Annotated in this window: 16 protein-coding genes; 12 read left to right on the top strand and 4 right to left on the bottom strand. The window is 62.8% G+C overall.

The annotated features are described in order from the left end of the window. The gene (locus tag QEH68_RS14535) at nt 1-1,893 is read left to right on the top strand and encodes an ABC transporter ATP-binding protein (RefSeq protein WP_207594188.1); all 1,893 of its coding nucleotides are present in this window, start codon (nt 1-3) and stop codon (nt 1,891-1,893) included. A 3-nt stretch (nt 1,894-1,896) separates the two neighbouring features. Here QEH68_RS14535 and QEH68_RS14530 read toward each other — a convergent pair whose 3' ends face one another. After that, nucleotides 1,897-2,547 (bottom strand): hypothetical protein, encoded by a 651-nt coding sequence (locus QEH68_RS14530; protein WP_280623218.1) that lies wholly within the window; start codon nt 2,545-2,547, stop codon nt 1,897-1,899. Nucleotides 2,548-2,795: 248 nt separating this feature from the next. On the opposite strand from QEH68_RS14530, the gene QEH68_RS14525 reads away from it, so the two are divergent. The 7 genes from QEH68_RS14525 (at nt 2,796) to QEH68_RS14495 (ending at nt 13,866) form a co-directional block, all read left to right on the top strand. Then, entirely contained in the window at nt 2,796-3,932 is a 1,137-nt protein-coding gene (locus tag QEH68_RS14525) for a GuaB3 family IMP dehydrogenase-related protein (protein ID WP_207594186.1), read from the top strand. 168 nt (nt 3,933-4,100) lie between these two features. Continuing rightward, the gene (locus QEH68_RS14520) at nt 4,101-5,855 is read left to right on the top strand and encodes a glycerol-3-phosphate dehydrogenase/oxidase (RefSeq protein ID WP_280623217.1); all 1,755 of its coding nucleotides are present in this window, start codon (nt 4,101-4,103) and stop codon (nt 5,853-5,855) included. A 48-nt stretch (nt 5,856-5,903) separates the two neighbouring features. Then, nucleotides 5,904-6,392 (top strand): PTS sugar transporter subunit IIA, encoded by a 489-nt coding sequence (locus QEH68_RS14515; RefSeq protein ID WP_089595745.1) that lies wholly within the window; start codon nt 5,904-5,906, stop codon nt 6,390-6,392. A gap of 60 nt (nt 6,393-6,452) precedes the next feature. After that, entirely contained in the window at nt 6,453-7,319 is an 867-nt protein-coding gene (locus QEH68_RS14510) for an SURF1 family cytochrome oxidase biogenesis protein (protein WP_280623215.1), read from the top strand. Beyond that, complete coding sequence (locus QEH68_RS14505) at nt 7,316-7,816, top strand: DUF3817 domain-containing protein (RefSeq protein WP_261609457.1); 501 nt, start codon at nt 7,316-7,318, stop codon at nt 7,814-7,816. Before QEH68_RS14510 ends, QEH68_RS14505 begins: the two co-directional genes overlap by 4 nt. Before the next feature lie 132 nt (nt 7,817-7,948). After that, nucleotides 7,949-9,538 carry a glutamine-hydrolyzing GMP synthase gene (gene guaA / locus QEH68_RS14500; RefSeq protein ID WP_207594182.1) on the top strand — a complete coding sequence of 530 codons (1,590 nt, stop codon included), beginning with the start codon at nt 7,949-7,951 and terminating at the stop codon, nt 9,536-9,538. A 164-nt stretch (nt 9,539-9,702) separates the two neighbouring features. Next, the gene (locus QEH68_RS14495) at nt 9,703-13,866 is read left to right on the top strand and encodes an AAA family ATPase (protein WP_207597608.1); all 4,164 of its coding nucleotides are present in this window, start codon (nt 9,703-9,705) and stop codon (nt 13,864-13,866) included. A gap of 26 nt (nt 13,867-13,892) precedes the next feature. On the opposite strand, the gene QEH68_RS14490 is transcribed toward QEH68_RS14495, so the two are convergent. The 3 genes from QEH68_RS14490 to QEH68_RS14480 form a co-directional block, all read right to left on the bottom strand. Next, a complete protein-coding gene (locus QEH68_RS14490) occupies nt 13,893-14,696 on the bottom strand; it encodes an RcpC/CpaB family pilus assembly protein (protein WP_207594181.1) in 804 nt (267 codons plus the stop codon). Between the two features lie 70 nt (nt 14,697-14,766). Then, complete coding sequence (locus QEH68_RS14485; RefSeq protein WP_207594180.1) at nt 14,767-15,030, bottom strand: FmdB family zinc ribbon protein; 264 nt, start codon at nt 15,028-15,030, stop codon at nt 14,767-14,769. Between the two features lie 136 nt (nt 15,031-15,166). Further along, nucleotides 15,167-15,775 (bottom strand): 5-formyltetrahydrofolate cyclo-ligase, encoded by a 609-nt coding sequence (locus QEH68_RS14480; protein WP_207594179.1) that lies wholly within the window; start codon nt 15,773-15,775, stop codon nt 15,167-15,169. A 128-nt stretch (nt 15,776-15,903) separates the two neighbouring features. Here QEH68_RS14480 and galU point away from each other — a divergent pair, with 128 nt between their 5' ends. From galU to QEH68_RS14460, 4 genes are all read left to right on the top strand, one after another. Next, on the top strand, nt 15,904-16,809 hold the full coding sequence (galU, locus tag QEH68_RS14475) for a UTP--glucose-1-phosphate uridylyltransferase GalU (protein WP_089597525.1): 906 nt from the start codon (nt 15,904-15,906) through the stop codon (nt 16,807-16,809). 7 nt (nt 16,810-16,816) lie between these two features. Next, on the top strand, nt 16,817-17,428 hold the full coding sequence (locus QEH68_RS14470) for a GNAT family protein (protein ID WP_207594178.1): 612 nt from the start codon (nt 16,817-16,819) through the stop codon (nt 17,426-17,428). 145 nt (nt 17,429-17,573) lie between these two features. Further along, nucleotides 17,574-18,455 (top strand): hypothetical protein, encoded by an 882-nt coding sequence (locus QEH68_RS14465; RefSeq protein WP_280628020.1) that lies wholly within the window; start codon nt 17,574-17,576, stop codon nt 18,453-18,455. Nucleotides 18,456-18,461: 6 nt separating this feature from the next. Further along, on the top strand, nt 18,462-19,262 hold the full coding sequence (locus QEH68_RS14460) for an NAD(P)H-binding protein (RefSeq protein ID WP_280623209.1): 801 nt from the start codon (nt 18,462-18,464) through the stop codon (nt 19,260-19,262). The last annotated feature ends 35 nt before the right edge of the window (nt 19,263-19,297 follow it).

The following is a 19,297-nucleotide window of genomic DNA, read 5'->3' as shown; positions in this document are numbered from 1 at the left end:
ATGTCTGAAAAGCCCGCGCAACCGCGGCATCCGGAATCCATCCGGCTGAACCCAGCCCAACCGGGCAAGACGCCGCCCCGAAAGTTGGCGCTGCGGCCGTACGCACGCGCCGTCGGGCAGGTCCTGAAGGTGAGTTTCAAAGCTTCGCCCGTCGCGGTGATCATGAAGGTGCTTGGCTCGCTCATCTCTGCCACGCTTCCGCTGGTCACCACCTACTTTGCTGCCCTGACCACCACCGCCTTGGCGGCCGGGTATGCGGGAGATCCGAACGCCGGTCCGCAGGCAATCCTGTACGTCATCATCACGGCCGCGCTGGGGTTGTTCTGGGGTGCCTTCAGCAGTGTTGACCGCTACATCCAACAGCTCATGAGCTTCAAGGTGGGAGCGATTGTGGGCGACATGATGTACCAGCGATTCCTGGCGCTGGAGTTCTGGCGTTATGACGACAAAGAAACGGTGGACCTTTACGACCGTGCGAAGCGGTTCTCGGATAGCTACGCCCGGGTCCTGGACAGGATTGCCGCAATCTTCACCCAGTTGGTCTCTGTGATCCTCGCCATCGGGGCGTTGGTCCTGGTCAGTTGGTGGATCGCCGTCATTGTCCTGGTGGCGATCGTGCCCAGTGTGTACCTGCAGTTCAAACTGTCCCGCGAGCAAATCGCGCATTGGAACACCCAAGTGGATTCGCGCCGCCAACGCCGAATGATTGAACAGAACCTCCTGAGGCCCCAACATATTGCCGAGATGCGTCTTTACGGAATCGTGGGTTACCTCATGGACCTCCGGTCACGGCTCCGGGATGCTGACGAGCGGCGGCGCCTGGATTTCCAGAAGCGGTACATTCCCAAACAGCTGGCTGCCGACTCACTGCAGTACGGCGCCGAGGTGGTGTCCTTGATTTGGGTCGTTGGTCAGATCATCGCCAGGGCACAACCCGTGGGGCAGTTCCTCTACGTGCAGCAGATCGTCAGCCGGGCGCTGTCCACGGCCAACAGCCTCGTATCTTCGCTGAGCTCCATTGACGAGGACCTCGCCAACCTCAAAGACTATGAGCTGTTCATGGCCCTGCCAGTTCCCAGTGGCAACGAAAAGCCCCTCGTTTCCTCGCCCGGAACGGTGGAGCTGCGGGACATCCGGTTCAGCTATACCGGAAGCGACATCGAAGTCATCAAGGGTATTTCCATGACTATCCAGGCTGGCCAGCATATTGCGATCGTTGGCGAGAACGGGGCAGGAAAGTCCACGCTGATCCGTATCCTGGCGGGCTTGTATCGTCCCGATTCTGGCCAAGTGCTGCTGGACGGCGTGGACCTTGCCGGGATCGATGTCACCAGCTGGCACCGGCACCTGGCCGTGCTGAGCCAGGAGTTCCTGAAGTACGAGTTCGCGACTGCCGCGGAGAACATCTACCTCGGCGACGTGGACCAGCCACGCGATGACGACCGTATCCGGCGGGCAGCCTCGGACGCAGAAGCCATGGAGTTCATCAACAAACTGCCCAATGGGTTGGAAAACCATGTGAGCAACTGGATGGAGGACCCTCGCGGACGCAAGGGCAGCGGACTGTCCGGGGGCCAATGGCAGCGTTTGGCCATGGCACGCAACTTCTATCGCGACGCCTCGTTCATGGTCATGGATGAACCCACCTCGGCCATTGACGCTTTGGCCGAGCACCGCATCTTCACGCGGCTCTTCGCTGACAGGAGCAGTACCATCATCGCCATCAGCCACCGCCTTGCCACCATAGAGAAGGCAGACATCGTGTACATGCTGGAAGACGGCCGGATCGCGGAGCAGGGGACCCACAAGGAATTGGTCGCATTAAGGGGTCGCTACTTCCGGATGTTCGAATCCCAGCTCTCCGCGGACGAAACCAGCCAGAACACGCCCTGAGTCTTAGAGCGGCCCGTATCCGGCATCGCCATAGGGGTCACGCCAGGTGGCGAGGTCCTGTTCCAGGAGCGCCCTGAAGCGAGGATCATTCGCAGCCTTGCTTCGAAGCGATTCACGGGAACGGCCCACAATGGTTGCCGGGACGATGATCGCGGCCACCAGAAGGCAGACGAGGAATGCAACAACGGTGACCAGCGTCTGCAGGAGGGCTGGATCCTCCCAGGCCGTTGGTTTCGCCGTGAGGGCGAACAGTCCTATGAAGACGAGCAGGATGAATCCCACGAATGAAAGTGCACTACGCAAGCTCCCGGGCCCACGATTGACGATCAACCGGCTTGTTCGCGGCAACCGGTCGCGCGCCCGTGCGTAGAAGACGCAGCAGAGTGCGGTGATTGCCGCTCCAGGAAGGCCGAGGGAAGGAACCGGCACTAGCGTGCCCAACCGGATGGCGAGGATGACACCCAGGAGGATGAGGACTGCGCCCATGCCAATGCCGGCGGCCCAAGCGCCCATGGAGGAACCTCGCGCATCAGCGATCTCCCGAAGCCGGGAGCGCGCACCGGCCGGCGTTATTGCGGCGAGTTCGGTCGATAGCCAATAGTCGAGGGGCCGGGCGGCGTGGGGGAGAGGCGCGGGGCTTGTCTGGTAGCTCACCTTGTGTACAGCTCCAGGCCTGCGCGGACAGGGGAGCCGAGGGCAATGAGCTCATGTCCGGCGTTCGGTATGCCTTGGAATTCTTCGGTCAGGGCGGTCATTTGTGCCTTCTCTTGGCGGTTCTGCGTCCAGTTTACGAAGTGGCACGATCAAGTGAGCCATCCTCGGGTCCTTTCGTGCATTGTCTGAAGTGTTCACTTGTTTGTGTCGAATCGGGGTTCCGGGAGGGGTCCAGTAAAGTAAGAGCCGTGACTTATGAGATTGAGATTGGCCGTGGCAAGCGTGGGCGTCGTGCCTACTCCCTGGATGACATCGCGATCGTCCCGAACCGCCGGACGCGCGACCCGAAGGACGTCTCTGTCTCTTGGCAGATCGACGCCTATAAGTTCGACACCCCGGTGATCGCTGCCCCCATGGACTCCGTGATGTCCCCTGACACGGCAATTGCTTTTGGTCGGCTCGGTGGTCTCGGTGTCCTGGACCTCGAAGGTCTATGGACCCGTTATGAGGACCCACAGAAGGTGCTCGACGAAATTGCCGCCCTGGCCAATGAGACCAGCAGCACTGCCGTTACCCGCCGCATGCAGGACCTGTACCAAGCACCCATCCAGCCGGAACTCATCAGTTCCCGCCTCGCGGAAATCCGTGCCGCGGGCGTCACTGTGGCCGGCTCCCTGACCCCGCAGCGCACCCAGGAACACTACAAGACAGTGGTGGCTGCCGGCGTCGACATTTTTGTGATCCGTGGAACCACGGTCTCAGCTGAGCATGTGTCCAAGAACCACGAACCGCTGAACCTCAAGCAATTCATCTATGAACTCGACGTCCCCGTGATCGTTGGTGGCGCAGCCGGGTACACTCCTGCCCTGCACCTCATGCGCACTGGCGCGGCTGGCGTCCTGGTGGGCTTCGGCGGCGGTGCGACCACCACCACCCGCCGTGCCCTGGGCATCCATTCGCCAATGGCCTCGGCGATTTCCGACGTCGCCGCGGCGCGCCGCGACTACATGGACGAGTCGGGCGGCCGGTACGTCCACGTCATTGCCGACGGCGGCATGGGCAGCTCGGGCGACATCGTCAAGGCCATCGCCATGGGCGCCGACGCCGTCATGCTCGGTAGTGCCCTGGCCCGCGCGGAAGAGGCACCCGGCCGTGGCTGGCACTGGGGTCCGGAAGCACACCACCTGGAATCACCCCGTGGCGACCGCGTCAACGTGGGAACTGTCGGTCCACTGGAGGAAGTCCTCTTCGGACCCGGCCACCACACCGATGGCACCTCCAACCTCATCGGTGCCCTGCGCCGGTCCATGGCAACCACCGGCTACTCGGACCTCAAGGAGTTCCAGCGGGTCGACGTCGTTGTGTCGCCTTACGCAGGCAACTGACAACTGCCCTGAAAGCCCCTGTTGGCCGCCGATTCCTGTCGGCGCAACAGGGGCTTTCTTCGTTTGGGGCAATTCCCGCGTCATGGCTGCCTGCCATTGCCCTGCCCAATGCGGCGGGCAGCAAGTAGGGTAGGGGACTACCAGCTGTTGCGTTTGAGGAGGGGTCCGATGAGCAATGTCGCGCGCGGTCCACATGCCGGTTCTCCGGGAGCCTTGAGCCCGGAAGCCCGTGCCGCATCGATCGAAGTCCTGAAAGCCACTGCCGAACCTGGCAAAGAGCTCGACATCCTGATTGTTGGTGGCGGCGTGGTGGGGGCCGGAGCTGCCCTTGATGCCGTGACCCGCGGCCTTACCGTAGCCATTGTGGAGGCCCGGGACTGGGCGTCCGGCACCTCATCCAGGTCCTCCAAGCTCATCCACGGAGGTCTTCGATACCTGGAAATGCTTGATTTCGGCCTCGTCCAGGAGGCTTTGCAGGAACGGGGACTGCTGATCCAGCAGATCGCTCCCCACCTGGTCCGCCCTGTGCCCTTCCTGTATCCACTGACGCGCAGGTTCTGGGAACGTCCCTACGTTGGTGCCGGAATCATGCTTTACGACACGTTGGGCCTGACCTCCGGGCACAGCCGCGGCGTTCCCATGCACAAGCACCTTTTCAAGCGCGGAACCCTGCGCGCGGCTCCCAGCCTTAAGGATGACGCGTTCGTGGGGTCCATCCGCTACTACGACGCACAAGTGGATGATGCCCGTCTGGTGGTCAACGTGGTCAGGACCGCGGCCCATTACGGCGCCCATGCCGCCAACCGGCTTCGGGTGGTGGACTTCCTTCGCGAGGGTGAACGCGTGGTGGGGGCAAAGCTTGAGAACCAGGAAGACGGCAGCGTTTTCGAAGTCCGGGCCAAGCAAGTGGTTAATGCAACGGGAGTCTGGACGGACGAAACGCAGGCCATGGTGACGGATCGCGGCCAACTCAAGGTCCGTGCCTCCAAAGGCATTCACTTGGTGGTGCCGCGTGACCGCTTCCAATCGACAGTGGGCCTGATCCTCCGCACGGAAAAATCGGTGCTTTTTGTGATCCCTTGGGGCCGCCACTGGATCATCGGCACCACAGATACCGACTGGACGCTGGACAAGGCGCATCCGGCCGCTTCCAGCAAGGACATCGATTACGTCCTGGAGCACGTAAACAAGGTCCTCAAGCGTCCCCTGACCCGTGAGGATGTGGAAGGCGTCTATGCCGGCCTCCGGCCCTTGCTGGCCGGTGAGAACGACTCCACGGCCAAGCTCTCCCGCGAGCACGTGGTGGCACATCCCGTTCCCGGGCTTGTGGTGGTGGCCGGGGGCAAATACACCACTTACCGGGTCATGGCCAAGGACGCCGTGGATGAGGCCACCAGGGCCATGGACGAGCGTGTTCCCTCCAGCTGCACCGAGACCATTCCGCTCCTGGGAGCCGAAGGTTTCAAGGCTGCCTGGAACCGCCGCGGGCGTTCTGCTGAAGAAGCCGGGGTCCACGTCGCCCGGGTTGAGCACCTGCTGAACCGCTACGGGTCCATGACCCCCGAAGTGCTGGAACTGATCTCCAAGCGACCGGAACTGGGGCAACCACTGCCCGGAGCCGATGACTACCTCGCCGCGGAAGTCGTCTACGCGACAACCCACGAGGGAGCCCGCCATGTCCACGACGTTTTGACGCGTCGGACCCGGATCTCGATCGAATCGTGGGACCGGGGTGTGGCAGCCCTCCCCGTAGTGGCTAAGCTGATGGGAGAAATCCTTGGCTGGAGCGAGACTCAGCGCGAAAGCGAGATCAAGCACTACCTGGCACGCGTGGAAGCTGAACGGCTCAGTCAGCAGCAGCCTGACGATGAATCGGCAGATGCCGCGCGCATGGGAGTGGATGACATCGTTCCCCTTCGCTGACCGGCTCAGGAAAATGCGGCCGGAAGGCCACACTGGAGGGAACACGACTTGGCTGAACCACTTGACCGGTATGACGCGGAACTGACCACCCCGGACACCGTCATCCTTGAACTCGTCGCCGAGGACAAGATCGACGCCGCTGCCCAACTGGCCCATAAGCTCCACGCTGCCGGCAGGATCAGCAACCTTGAAGGATTCCTGGAGCAGGTGCACTCCCGTGAGCACCAGTTGGCTACGGGACTTCCGGGCGGCATCGGCCTCCCGCATGCGCGCAGTGAATACGTGGACAGGATTTCCATCGCGGTGGGTGTGACCAAGTTCGGCCACGCCCTGGACTTCGGGGCAACCGACGGCCCTGCGACGTTGATCCTCCTCATCGCCACTCCTGCCAGTTCCTTCTCCGACCACCTTGAGGTTTTGGCTACCCTGGCCCGTTCATTGTCCAAGGAGTCTTTCCGTGAGTCCCTCCGGCGGGCCCACGATCCCGAGGTCATCTCTGAGCTCATCAACTCCAGCCTGGTGTTCTTCGATCACTAGAGGGCGGGGCAGGCCTCAGCCGTTTCGTTGTTCTACAGCCGGACGAAGTACGGTTAAGGGGTGTTGAAAACCGCGTTGAAACCCCGCTGGATCGCAGGACTGGTCTTTGCGCTTCTGTTATCCGGGGTGTTTGTGCTGCTCAGCCAGTGGCAGCTCAGCCGGTCCGCCCAGCACGAGCCTCCGGCGCCGTCCAGCATCGAAGAAGTCAAACCGCTGGTGGACGTCCTCAAACCCGGCCAGTTCTTCCCGGGTTCGGTCTCTGACCAGATGGTCACCGCCACGGGGGCCTATGATCCCGGCAAGCAGGTTCTTGTAGAGGGTCGCCTGTACAACAATCAAAAAGGCTTCTGGATAGTCTCGGCTTTCGCTGTCAACGACGCTCCGACGCTGAACGGTGTTGCTGCCTCGCCCCAGACGTGGATCCCCGTGGCGCGCGGCTGGGTGGCAGATGCCGACCAGGCCGGCCCGCCGCCGTCGGGCACCATCACCTTGACTGGTCGCCTTATTCCTTCTGAAGCGCCCGTTCCAAACGTCGACGCCGGTCCAGGCCGTGCGTCCGCTGTGTCTGCCGCGGAGCTCATCAACCTGTGGGAAGTGTCCAGCTACCCGGGTTTTGTCGCCGCGACGTCGGAGGTTTCCGACGGCATGGCCATTCCCCTTGGCGATGACGTCAAGGCCCTCAACATCCCGCCCCAGCCGCCTGCAGAGCAGATCAACTGGCTGAACCTCTTCTACGCAGTGGAATGGGTGGTGTTCGCCGGGTTCTCGATCTTCATCTGGTGGCGTCTGGTCAAGGACGACTACCGGCGCGACCTCGAAGAGGACGAGGACGACGAATACGGGGATGACCACGAGGCGGAGCCTGCCAAACCCGTGGATGCCCACGAAACTACAAACCCAGAGCCAGAACAAAAGGTGCAGCAATGATTGAGCCAAAACCGGCCATCCAGCCAGAGCAATCCGGATCCAAGCCCAAGAAGCGCCGGTTCGGCGGAACGGAAGCCCAGATCCGTTCGGCGTTGAAGTTCTACAAAGTCATGGCGTACCTGACCGGCGCCATGCTGCTCCTGCTGTGTGCGGAACTGATCGCCCGCTATGGGTTTGGAGTCTCGCTCTTCGCCGGCGGCACGAACGCCGTCACCGGCCAGCCCTTCGGCTTCGGTTTCGCTGAGTCCGAGCCCAAAGGCGTGATCGGCGGGTTCAACATCTCCACGTCGGTACTGATCGTGCACGGTTGGATGTACGTGGTGTACCTGGTCTCCAACTTCCGCTTGTGGTCCCTCATGCGCTGGCCGTTCTCCAAGATGGTCCTCCTGGCCCTGGGTGGTGTCATTCCGTTGCTGTCCTTCATTGTGGAGAAGAAATTCCACGCGCAAGTTGAAGCGGAACTGGCAGCCAACCCGCAGGCGTCCAAGCGCTACTAGGACCGCCCACAGCGTCCCGCTGCGGGCTACGCGACCTGACGCACTGTGAGATGCCTAACGACGCGGCCTTTTTGGCCTCTGGCCGCCCTCGTCAACGTGCACCGGGGCGGCCCGGCAAAGTAGTCTTGTCTGGTGACTACTCCCACCGCACCCCAAACTTCCCAGAAGCCGGTGCTGGTTGTTGACTACGGTGCCCAGTACGCGCAGCTGATTGCCCGCCGCGTCCGCGAAGCGAATGTGTATTCGGAAATTGTTCCGCACACCTTCACCACCGAGCAGCTTCTGGCCAAGAACCCGGCAGCCATCATCCTCTCCGGAGGACCCTCCAGCGTGTACGCAGAGGGAGCCCCGAGCGTCGGCGCTGATCTCTTCGAAGCCGGGGTGCCTGTATTTGGCATTTGCTACGGCTTCCAGGCGATGGCCAACGCGTTGGGCGGTAAGGTGGCCCAGACGGGTCTCCGCGAGTACGGCGCTACTGAAGCCCTTGTCGTAGGCGATGCCCGGTCCATCCTGGACGGCGTCCCCTCCTCGCAGAACACCTGGATGAGCCACGGTGACTCCGTTCACGAGGCCCCTGAGGGCTTCGAAGTCCTCGCCTCCACGGCTGGTGCGCCGGTGGCTGCCTTCGCCAACGACGAGAAGCGCCTCTACGGTGTCCAGTGGCACCCCGAAGTCAAGCATTCAGTCCACGGCCAGCACGTCCTGGAGAACTTCCTGTTCAAGGGTGCGGGCCTGAGCCCCAACTGGACTACGGGCAATATCCTCGAAGAGCAGGTGGAGCGGATCCGTCAGCAGATCGGGGACTCCAAGGTTATTTGTGGTCTCTCCGGCGGCGTTGATTCCGCTGTTGCTGCGGCTTTGGTCCAGCGCGCCGTTGGCGACCAATTGACCTGTGTCTTCGTCGACCACGGACTCCTGCGTGAAGGCGAAGCCGAACAGGTTGAGCGCGACTTCGTGGCAGCCACGGGCGTCAACCTCTACGTAGCCAATGAGCAGGAACGCTTCCAGTCAGCATTGGCCGGGGTCAGCGATCCCGAAACCAAGCGCAAGATCATTGGCCGCGAATTCATTCGTGCCTTCGAGGAAGCGGAGCGGGCCATCATCGCCCAGGCTGCTGCCGAGGGCGAGAAGATCAAGTTCCTGGTTCAGGGAACCCTGTACCCGGACGTCGTCGAATCCGGTGGCGGCGAAGGTGCTGCCAACATCAAGAGCCACCACAACGTGGGCGGGCTTCCCGAGGACCTGCAGTTCGAGCTTGTTGAGCCGCTGCGGGCACTGTTCAAGGACGAAGTACGCGCCGTCGGCGCCCAGCTTGGGCTGCCGCAGGAAATCGTCGGCCGCCAGCCGTTCCCTGGCCCCGGTTTGGGAATCCGCATCGTGGGCGAAGTGACCAAGGAACGCCTGGACCTGCTGCGCAAGGCGGATGCCATTGCCCGTGCGGAGCTCACGGCTGCCGGCTTGGACAACGACGTCTGGCAGATGCCGGTAGTCCTCCTGGCCGATGTCCGAAGCGTTGGTGTCCAGGGTGATGGCCGTACCTACGGCCACCCGATCGTGCTGCGTCCGGTGTCCTCCGAAGACGCCATGACGGCGGACTGGTCGCGACTGCCTTACGACCTCCTTGCCCGGATCTCCAACCGCATCACCAATGAGGTCGACGGCGTGAACCGCGTGGTGCTGGATGTCACCAGCAAGCCACCGGGAACCATCGAGTGGGAATAGCATTCTGAGTGGCCGGCTTCCTCTGGGAGGCCGGCCACTGTGCTTGAACCCACCGGGTGCCGCGGCCTGTGAAATCGGCAGGCACCTGTGAAATGACGGCGAATTTCGCGTCGGAACAGCGTTGCGGAGCGGACTGCCAAGGTATTCCCGCTACCCTCGAAGGTATGCCGGTATGGTCCAAGGCGTCTAAAGCTAGTACAGAAAAGAAGGCAGAAGTTGTGTCATTAGGTCAAGGCCAGGAAGAGGGCTCCGAAGAGCTCCGCAAATGGCTGTCTGGTCTTAAACCCGTCACCGGGGCGGACACGATGCTGCGTTTCGTCAAGACGCCCGAAGGCGCCATCGATTTGAGCAACGCACACCCCTCGGGGTTGGCGCAGTTGCTGGCAGGTCGCAGAACCCGTCTGTCCACGTTGATCCGGGACCGGCAGCAATACTTGGTGGCGGCCCGTGCCGCCCGCAACATCAGGTCCAAGATCTTTGAGCTGAGCAATGATCGCGGCATTGAAGCCGGATATTTGTCTGCGGGCACCGTGGTGTGGACCTCTGCCGTGGGCGGAAAACCGCAGCGTGTGTCGGCCCCTGTGATGCTCGCTTCCATCATCCTGACCATCAGGCCGGGTGAAGACGACTTTGAACTCCAGCTCACCGAGCAGGCACGCATGAACCCTGCCCTGGTGCGCCACCTCAAGTCGGTCCACGGCATAGTCTTTGACGTCAACGCCGTGGCGCGCATGGCCTACAACACGGCCCGGTTCGATCCCCAGCCGGTACTTGACCGCCTGGCCACACTCGTCCAGCCGATTCACGGCGCCGAGGTGGATTTCAACTTGCTGGTCACCACCCTGGCTGACCTCTCGGGAAACCTTGATGATCCCTGGATCAACATGAACAACCCCACCGTGGCAGCGCTTGCTGTTGCGGCAAACGGTGGTGACATTGAGCCCGAGCCCATTAAGGCGGGCCGGTTCCCGAGCCTCGACCTGCGTGATCCGGCAGATGAGCTCCTCCTGCTGGACGCCGACACGGACCAGCAGTACGTGGTGGATGCCGTCCGGGCCGGAGATTCCCTGGTAGTGAGCACCCCGCCGGGAAGCGGACAGACGCAAACGGCCATCAACGCGATCGGTGCGCTGGTCAGCGAAGGCAAATCCGTACTGGTGGTTGGGGACAGGCAGTCCAGCCTGGCGGGACTCTCCGCCCACTTGGAATCGCTCGGCCTCGACTCCATGCTGTTCCGCCCGGGTAACGGGACCACGCCGCAGCAGCTCAAAGGCCAGCTGGTCCGCGCCATCATGCGCAACGAAAAAGCGCTTGAGCCTCAACTGGGCAACTTGCACCAGACGCTCACCGGACACCGCCACGCCTTAATGGACCATGTAGCCTCGCTGCACAACGTCCGTGAGCGGTGGGGTTGCTCGCCGTACCAGGCCATGCAGTCGCTGGCAGAACTGACGTCCATCCATCCCGCGCCTTCCACCACGGTCCGACTGAAGCGCAGCGTCCTGGACAACATCAAGGACCGTGAAGAACTGGCCGGCCGCCTGCGCCGGGCTGCGGAGCTTGGCAGCTTCAGCAGGGCGTCCACCTCCAGCCCTTGGTATGGAGCGCGACTGGTGACGCGCAAGGAGACCGAGGAAGCCCAACACCTCGCCCGTCTGGCCGAGGAGAAGCTTCCCGTCCTGCGGGACCGGATGAAGCAGGTGTCCGATCACGCTGAAATCCGGCTGGGGGACACCTTCACCGAGTGGGGTGCGCAGCTCGAACTGCTCATTGCCGTCCGGGAGAGCCTGGATAAGTTCACCCCGGACATCTTTGACCGGCCCGTGCACGACCTCATTTCCGCGACTGCCAGTTCCGCCTGGCGCCGTGAGCGCAACTTGGAGATGCCTTCCATGCAGCGTTCCCGCCTGCGCCGGGTAGCCAAGGAATATGTGCGGCCCGGAGTCCACATCGCGGACCTCCACAGCTCCCTCGTCCTGGTTCAGGAGCAGCGGGCTCTGTGGGCCGGATACGCCACCACCCAGCGCCACCCGGCAGTGCCTTCCGGGCTCGCCGATCTTGGTGCGCTGTACCGGGAGTTGGATGGCGAGCTGCACCGCCTCGGTGCTGCCCTCAAGCACACCAGCGCTGGTGGCTCCCTGCACGGGACACCGTACTTGGAACTGATGGAGCGGCTGGAACGGCTTGTTGCTGACACGGCAACACTGGAGACACTTCCCGAACGCACCCTCCTGATCGAGGAAATGCGCGAGCACGGCCTTGGTGAGTTGCTGTCCGACCTGGCTGCCCGCGAGGTTCCTGCCGGCTCCGTGGCCGCCGAATTGGATCTGGCCTGGTGGCAATCCGCTTTGGAAGCCATGATCAGCGGCGACGACTACCTTGCGATGTCCGATGGCGATTCGCTGCGCCGCCTGGAAGCCGAATACCGGCTTGCTGACCAGGCCCACATCGCCAGTGGTGCTGCCCGTCTCCGCTGGCAGTTGGCACAGAAATGGCGCCAAGGCCTGCTTGAGCACCCCCGGCAGGCGGAACTGCTGCGAGCCTTGCTGAAGGATGGCCGGGTTACTTTGCCGGCGCTGAGCGCCCAGGCGCCTGAGCTTGTGCCACTCCTGGTGCCCGTTTGGTCTGTCAGCCCCTACCTCTTGACTGGTGTCCTCCCGGCCGAGCAAAAGTTTGACGCCGTGGTGGTCATCGACGCCGAATCCACCTCGCTGCAGGCCGTACTTCCTGCCATCGCCCGGGCGAAGCAGGTGGTGGCCTTCGGTGATGCGAAGATTGCGCATGCACGGACCTTCAGCGTTGCTGTGGAACCGCCTGTAGCCGGTGTTGCCAGCCACGAGAATGTTGACAGCGCCTTCAAGGCGCTGGCCAGGGTCCTTCCGACCTGGCAACTGAACTGGGTCTACCGCGCCGTAGACGAGGACCTGATCCTTCAGCTGAGCAAGAATTACTACGACGGTGGCCTGCGCCGCCTGCCCGACGGCAACTCTGTCACGGGACTGGACCGTTCCATCCTGGTGGAGTACATCCCCGATGGCACCGGGCTTCCGGGTGCAGACCATGAGGGCGTCGAGTCCGTCACTGCCGAGGTCAATCGCGTGGTGGACCTTGTGTTCGAACACGCAAGGCTGCGTCCCCGCACGTCCCTGGCGGTGGTAACTGCCAGCTTGCGCCATGCTGCCCGCATCGGCGAGGCCATCAGGCTTCAACTGCCCAACCACCCCCTGCTGTCCACGTTCTTTGGCGCCGGTCCCGAGTCCTTCCGTGTGGTGGATCTGGAGCGGGCCCAAGGCCTGGTACGGGACCACGTGATCTTCTCGCTTGGCTACGGCCGCACACCACATGGCCGGGCACTCCATTCGTTCGGTCCGCTGTCCGCCGAGGGTGGCCGGAACCGTTTCGCTTTGGCCATGACCCGCGCACGGCGTTCCATGCACGTCCTGAGCTGCTTCCGTCCCGAGGACCTTGACCTCGATCGGCTGGCTCATGGTGCAGTGGACTTCTACGAGCTGCTGGACCGGGAACTCTCGGGAAACAGCAACCTCGGTACACCCGCGTCCCGTGCTGTTGCCAGTGAGCAGGCGCTCGGTGAGGATCCCTTGGTTGCTGACCTTGGAGAACGCCTGCGGGCCCGGGGAGCCCGGGTCTGGCATCTCTACGATGGCGTTCTGGACATCGCAGCTGCGGCGGATCCCGTCCACACGATCGGCCGGGAGGGAGCAGAAATCCCCACACCTGTCGCGATCGAATCCGATGGCACTGAACGCTACCGGCGGATGAGCGTCCGGGAACGCAGCCGGCTGCGTCCGCAGCTGCTGGAGCGCATGGGATGGCGCTACATGTCCCTGTGGACCATTGAGGTCTTCACTGATCCTTCGTCCTGCGCGGATCGCATCGGCTCCTACCTTGGGCTGGAGAATCACATTCCGCGGTCGACGTCGCCTGAGCATGGCTTCCTGGACATGGACGTTGAACAATTGAGTGTGGACAAGGGGCAGCAAACGTTCGCTCCAAGTCCGGCACGGCAGGCACCAGACCAGATTGACGACGCTGCCGATGATGCAGACAGCGAAGCAGAGAACGGGAAAGAAGTACCACTGATGGAAGAAGCAACCGGTCCTGAAGGCGGGTCCGAGACCGAATCCTCCGCGCCCGGCGCCGACACCACTGAAGAAACTGCGGACGCCACGGCCGCCGCAGCCAAACCAGGCGTGAGTGGCATTCTGCCCACCAAAGCAGCGGAAGACGATCCCCGGCGCTGGGGCGATGAGTCCGGTTACGACCATGAGCAGTGGCTTAAGGAACAAAAGCCGCCGCACTGGGGCTGAGCGTCCACCGCCATCTGAACCACCCATCACGGGTTGACCAAAACAAAGAAAAGCTTGCCGTGCGTTGATGCGCCGGCAAGCTTTTCTGCTTGCTGTGGATCCGCAGCAACCACTACCAAGCCTTCGGTGTCGCTGGTGCCCAGCCATTCGCCTGCCTTGCCCCCGTGGGCTGAGGTCCAGAGCACGGGGACGGGACCGGCGAGTACTTGTGTTTCCCTGGATTCGTCATAGGATCCGGCTGCCGTGAGGACCACCGTGACCAACTGGCCGGGGGAGAGGAGCTGGATGGACGACGGGTCGGCCATCCGCAGGGGAACGGCTGCGGTGCCCACGGGTGATCCAGTGAGAAGCCCGGGACCCAGGAGGCTGGACTCAGTGGGGATCTGCCCCCGGCTCAAGGGAGCGGCCAACTGTCTGCCTGTGAGGTCCCCGCCATCTGAGAGGGCTCCGGTGACGGCAAGGTCCTGGGGCACTCCCACCCGGGTGAAATCGGCTTCTGTGAGAGTGGTTCCCGTGGGGAGGTCACGGGCGGCCACCATGACACTGATTCGCAGCTCCGAAGCCGGAGTCAGCTGTTGGACGGCGATGCCGGCGGCCAGGCACAGCAGGAGGGCAACAGTGAGACGGCGGTTCCGGGCGATCCAGGAGCCGATCCTTTGCCTTCTGCCTTGGCGGGCTGAATAATTCAGCTGCCGGTGAAAGCTTGTGGCATTTTTGCGCGGCCGGGACGACTGCCCTCCCGCACCAAACGGGTCCGGGGGCCAAGGGCCGGCAGGCGACGCTGAACGCCGGGCGCGGGCAAGGAGGGCGCTTCGAGACTGTTGTGGCATGCCGCCACGTTAGCCAGCCGGACAGGCCGGATAACAGCGGCCTGAAGCGCTATGTGGAAAAGTGGGGAAGTTAGCTTGCTGCAGCTGCCGGTGCCGGGGCGGCTGCGGGAGCGGACGGCGCGGCGGCGGGTGCGGCTGAAACAGTGCTGCCCTTGGCATCACGGGAATCAGTCCGGTAGAAACCAGAGCCCTTGAAGACGACACCGACGCTGTTGAACTTCTTGCGAAGGGCGCCCTTGCACTCGGGGCACTCCGTCAGGGAGCTGTCAGAGAAGGACTGGACGATGTCAAAGGCATGGTCACAGTCTTTGCAGGCGTATGCGTATGTGGGCACTGAGTTCCTCCTTCAGGACAAAGGTCAGGTCCTGTGCAGCAACGGCGGAGATTTCGCTTCGCATTAGCAGTCGCAGGGCCTGAGTGCCAATTCTATCATCGGTCTACAGTGCATGCGCCAGTGGATGTGCGGGACCTCACGGGGCTCTCTCGTCGAGATGGACCACCCCGGAGGGAGTCAGCACTTCCCGCACGGGGCGGTCGAATGCTTCGGCGGGAATCGAACCTGAAGGCAACAGGTCGGCGTCGTACACCACCGCAATGGTGGGCGGCCGCTGGCCGGAATCGTCGAGCCCATGGAGGAGCCGGTCGTAGTAACCGCCGCCTTGGCCGATCCGGTTGCCATCCCTGTCCACTGCCGTGGCTGGCATGAAGATCCCCGCCGCGCCGGCCACCACCTGGCTTTCCATGCGTTCGCCCTCAGGTTCGTCGATAGGGGCGTAGGAGGAACGGACGAAAACTGTCGACGGGGTCCAATAGACCCAGCTCAGCTGCCGGCCGGGCTCGCACACGGGAAGGAGGATCCTGTGTCCGGCCTCGTGCAGGGAATGGATGAGCGGCATGGTGGGTGGCTCAAACGCGACACCTACATAGACGGCAAAAGTGGCCGCCGTGCCGGAGGAAGCTGCAGCCGCCCATTCCGTTCCATGCTGCGCGATCGACGCACCGGCAGCAGCGATCTGTTCGGGGGAGAGGGCGCGCCTTTGGAGGCGGCGGCTGCTGCGGATGTCTTCCTTCGATGCCATGGATGTCCGATCGTGAGGTTCGTCTGATGCCGGTCCGGCGACAAAAGCTGCGGTTCAGTCCACAGAAATGTTGTCCCGGCGCGGCGAGGGTTTAGCCGATGATGTATTCCTTCCGTTACATTAGTCCGGTGACTCTCGATAACAATGCTGTCCGTAAGGCCGTCATCCCCGCAGCGGGTCTTGGTACCCGTTTCCTGCCTGCAACAAAGGCGATGCCGAAGGAAATGCTGCCCGTGGTTGACAAGCCAGCCATCCAGTACGTCGTCGAAGAAGCGGTCAAGGTTGGCCTGCACGACGTCCTGATGATCACTGGGCGCAGCAAGCGCGCCCTGGAGGATCATTTCGACCGTGTGCCGGCGCTGGAAGCGACGCTGGCCGAAAAGGGCGATACCGCCAAGCTTGAGGCCATCCAATCCGCCACCAACCTCGGTGACATCCACTACGTCCGCCAAGGCGACCCCAACGGCCTGGGCCACGCTGTCCTTCGTGCGAAGCAGCACGTAGGGCACGAGCCTTTTGCCGTACTCCTCGGCGATGACCTGATCGATGCCCGGGATAACCTCCTGAGCGACATGATCGCGGTCCAGCAAAAGACCGGCGGTTCCGTGGTTGCCCTGATCGAGGTGGAGCCCTCCAAGATCAGTGCCTATGGTTGCGCCGACGTCGAGGAGATCGGTGAAGACGGCTACGTCCGCATTAAGCAGCTGGTGGAAAAGCCTTCTCCGGAAGAAGCGCCGTCCAACCTTGCCGTGATCGGGCGCTACGTGCTGCATCCGGCAGTGTTCGATGTTCTTGAAAAGACCGAGCCGGGCCGTGGTGGCGAGATCCAGCTGACCGACGCCCTCGAGGTGCTGGCAGCCGGCGAAGGTGAAGGCTACGGCGTGTACGGCGTTGTTTTCCGGGGCCGTCGCTACGACACCGGTGACAAACTCAGCTACCTCAAGGCCTGCATCGAGTTGGCCTGCGAACGCGAGGACCTCGGTCCTGAACTGCGTGAGTGGCTGCCGACCTTCACTGCTTCGCTTCCCAAGTAACCTCAGGATGTACGGTTCTGCGATCTGGCCGGTGACGCTGGAAAGCGGAGACCTGCTTCTTCGCCCCATCCGATACCGCGACAAGCGGGAGTGGTCTGAAGTCCGTTCGCGGAACAGCGAATGGCTTGCTCCCTGGGAGGCGTCCAACCCGGCACCGGGTGGGCGCCTGCCCAGTTATCGGCAGATGGTGGCCTCGCTGAACAACCAAGCCCGACAGTCCACGGCATTGCCTTTCCTCATTGTCGAGCGGACCCCTGGATTCCGTGAGCCTCTCATCGTCGGGCAGTTGACTGTTTCCTCCATCATTTGGGGATCGGCCATGATGGCCACGTTGGGGTACTGGGTGGATAAGGAGCGGGCCGGGCACGGTATTGCTCCGACGGCGGTGGCCATGGCAACGGACCACTGCTTCAAGGTGTTGGGCCTTCACCGCATGGAGATCAACATCAGGCCCGAAAACGCCCCCAGCCTGAGGGTGGTGGAGAAGCTTGGATTCCGGGATGAGGGGTATCGGGAACGGTACCTGCACATCAACGGCGAATGGGCTGACCACCGGTCCTTTGCCCTGACATCGGACGAGGTTCCTGAGGGTCTGCTGCGTCGGTGGCTCAGAGGATAAATGGGCAGGTCATAGGCCATTTTGTCCGTATATCCAGTCATTTGAGGACTCGACGACGACACACCGGCCGCAATGCCGCCGCGCCCGGTGATTTGCTTCTACGGTTTTGAATGTGGACTTCCCTCTCAGCAGCTCAGTGATACTCGTGGTCACAGTTGCGCTGTGGATGGTCTGGGTGGCGCCCTACGTTCTCCGGAACAGGCGCCAACAAGTCCAAACGGCCGCTGTTCCAGCAGGGGCAATCGACGACGAACCAGACGAACCGCAGGCAGGGGTGGTACTGACTTTGGCACCTCAGCAGGAGAAACCGATGGAGACCATGCACAGCAAAGCACCGGCGTCGCCCCAGGAATCCCGCGCGGCTGAGTCGTCCGTGCGGAAAGCGCCCACCACTCCGTTCACCATCCGCTATGCCCGGCTCACTTTGGCCTTGGCAGGCCTTGCCTTGCTGGTGACGGCGGCCGTTTCGGGCATCCTCCTCACCTTTGGCGTCGGGTCATTCTGGTTGCCGCTGGTGTCCTTCATCGGTGCGGTGCTCGCCGTCGTCACCTTGCGGAAGCTCGCTCTCAGGGATCTTCGCGAACGCCGGGCACGCCGTGCGGCGCAGGCAGCGCCCATCCCGACGCCCGAACGCTACTTGCCCAAGGAACCAGCAGTGGAAGCGAAGGAAACCACGGTTTTCGACGCCGAAGCCACCAGCCGTGAAGCTGCGCGCTTGTCCGCCGTTGAGCTTCGCCAGGCTGCTTTGGCGGTTGCCGTTGCCGCAGGAGACACATCAGCGCAAGCAACCGATTCCAAAGGTGCCAGCTGGGAGCCTGTTGCAGTTCCCAAGCCCACGTATGTTGAAGCCGCCAAGGCTTCAAGGCCGGCCCCTGAACCGCTGGACCTCCCTGAGGCTCCCAAACCCGTGGGCAAGCCCGTCCTGAAGCAAGGTGTTGAGCAGGCCGAGGCATCTGCTGCCGTCTCCGCCAAGGGGCAGAGCGCGCTCAGTAACCTGGACGACGTCCTGCAGCGCCGCCGCGCCTAGCCACGCATGGCCAGTATCTGCGTAGCAGGCGGTACCGGCCAGGTAGGTCGCGAGGTTGTCCGGCTTGCTCTGGATGCGGGTCATGAGGTGACCTCTTTGTCACGCCACGTGCCGCCTCCCGACTCGGAGAAGCATCACGACGGCGCCACCTACGTTGCGGGCGACGTCACCACAGGAGAAGGGCTGGCGGCCGCACTGGAGGGCGTCGACGTCGTGATTGACTGCCTTGAAGCTCAGTTCGGCAAAGCCCAACGAGAATTCGCCGACGGCGGTGCCCGCCTTCTTGCCTCGGCTCACCGTGCCGGGGTCGGCAGGGCGGTGGCGTTGTCCATCATTAACTGCGACCTCAGCAGTTATTCGTATTACGTCTCCAAGGTTGGGAAAGAGCGGAAGTACTCTGCTTCTCCGCTTGAGACCGTGGTGGTTCGCGCAACACAGTTTCACGGCTTGGTGGCAATGATCTTCGCTGCCGGGGCCAAAGTGCGCCTCATTCCTGTCTTCAAGCGCACAAGATTCCAGACCATCTCGCCAGTTGACGTTGCACGGGCACTGCTGGACGCTGCCATGGAGAGCGCCTCTCCTGAACGTCACCGCCTGCGTACGGTGGGTGGTCCGGAAGTGCTCACCATGCGGCAGATGGCGGAGTCATGGAAGGCGGTTACCGGCGCGCGGGGAACGATTGTGGAGGTGCCGTTGCCTGGGGCGATGGGTGCATTCCTGCGATCCGGCAACAACCTGATCCCCGGGCAAAAGGATGGCGTGGAGACGTTCGTGTCGTGGTTGGAAAAGCGCCGCGAAAGTTTGTAGCCTAGGGACACTGGCCGGACGGTTACGGTCTGGTC

The sequence above is a fragment of the Paenarthrobacter sp. OM7 genome, assembly GCF_029873575.1.
GTDB lineage: Bacteria > Actinomycetota > Actinomycetes > Actinomycetales > Micrococcaceae > Arthrobacter.
This window is presented reverse-complemented; position numbering and strand designations above follow the sequence as displayed.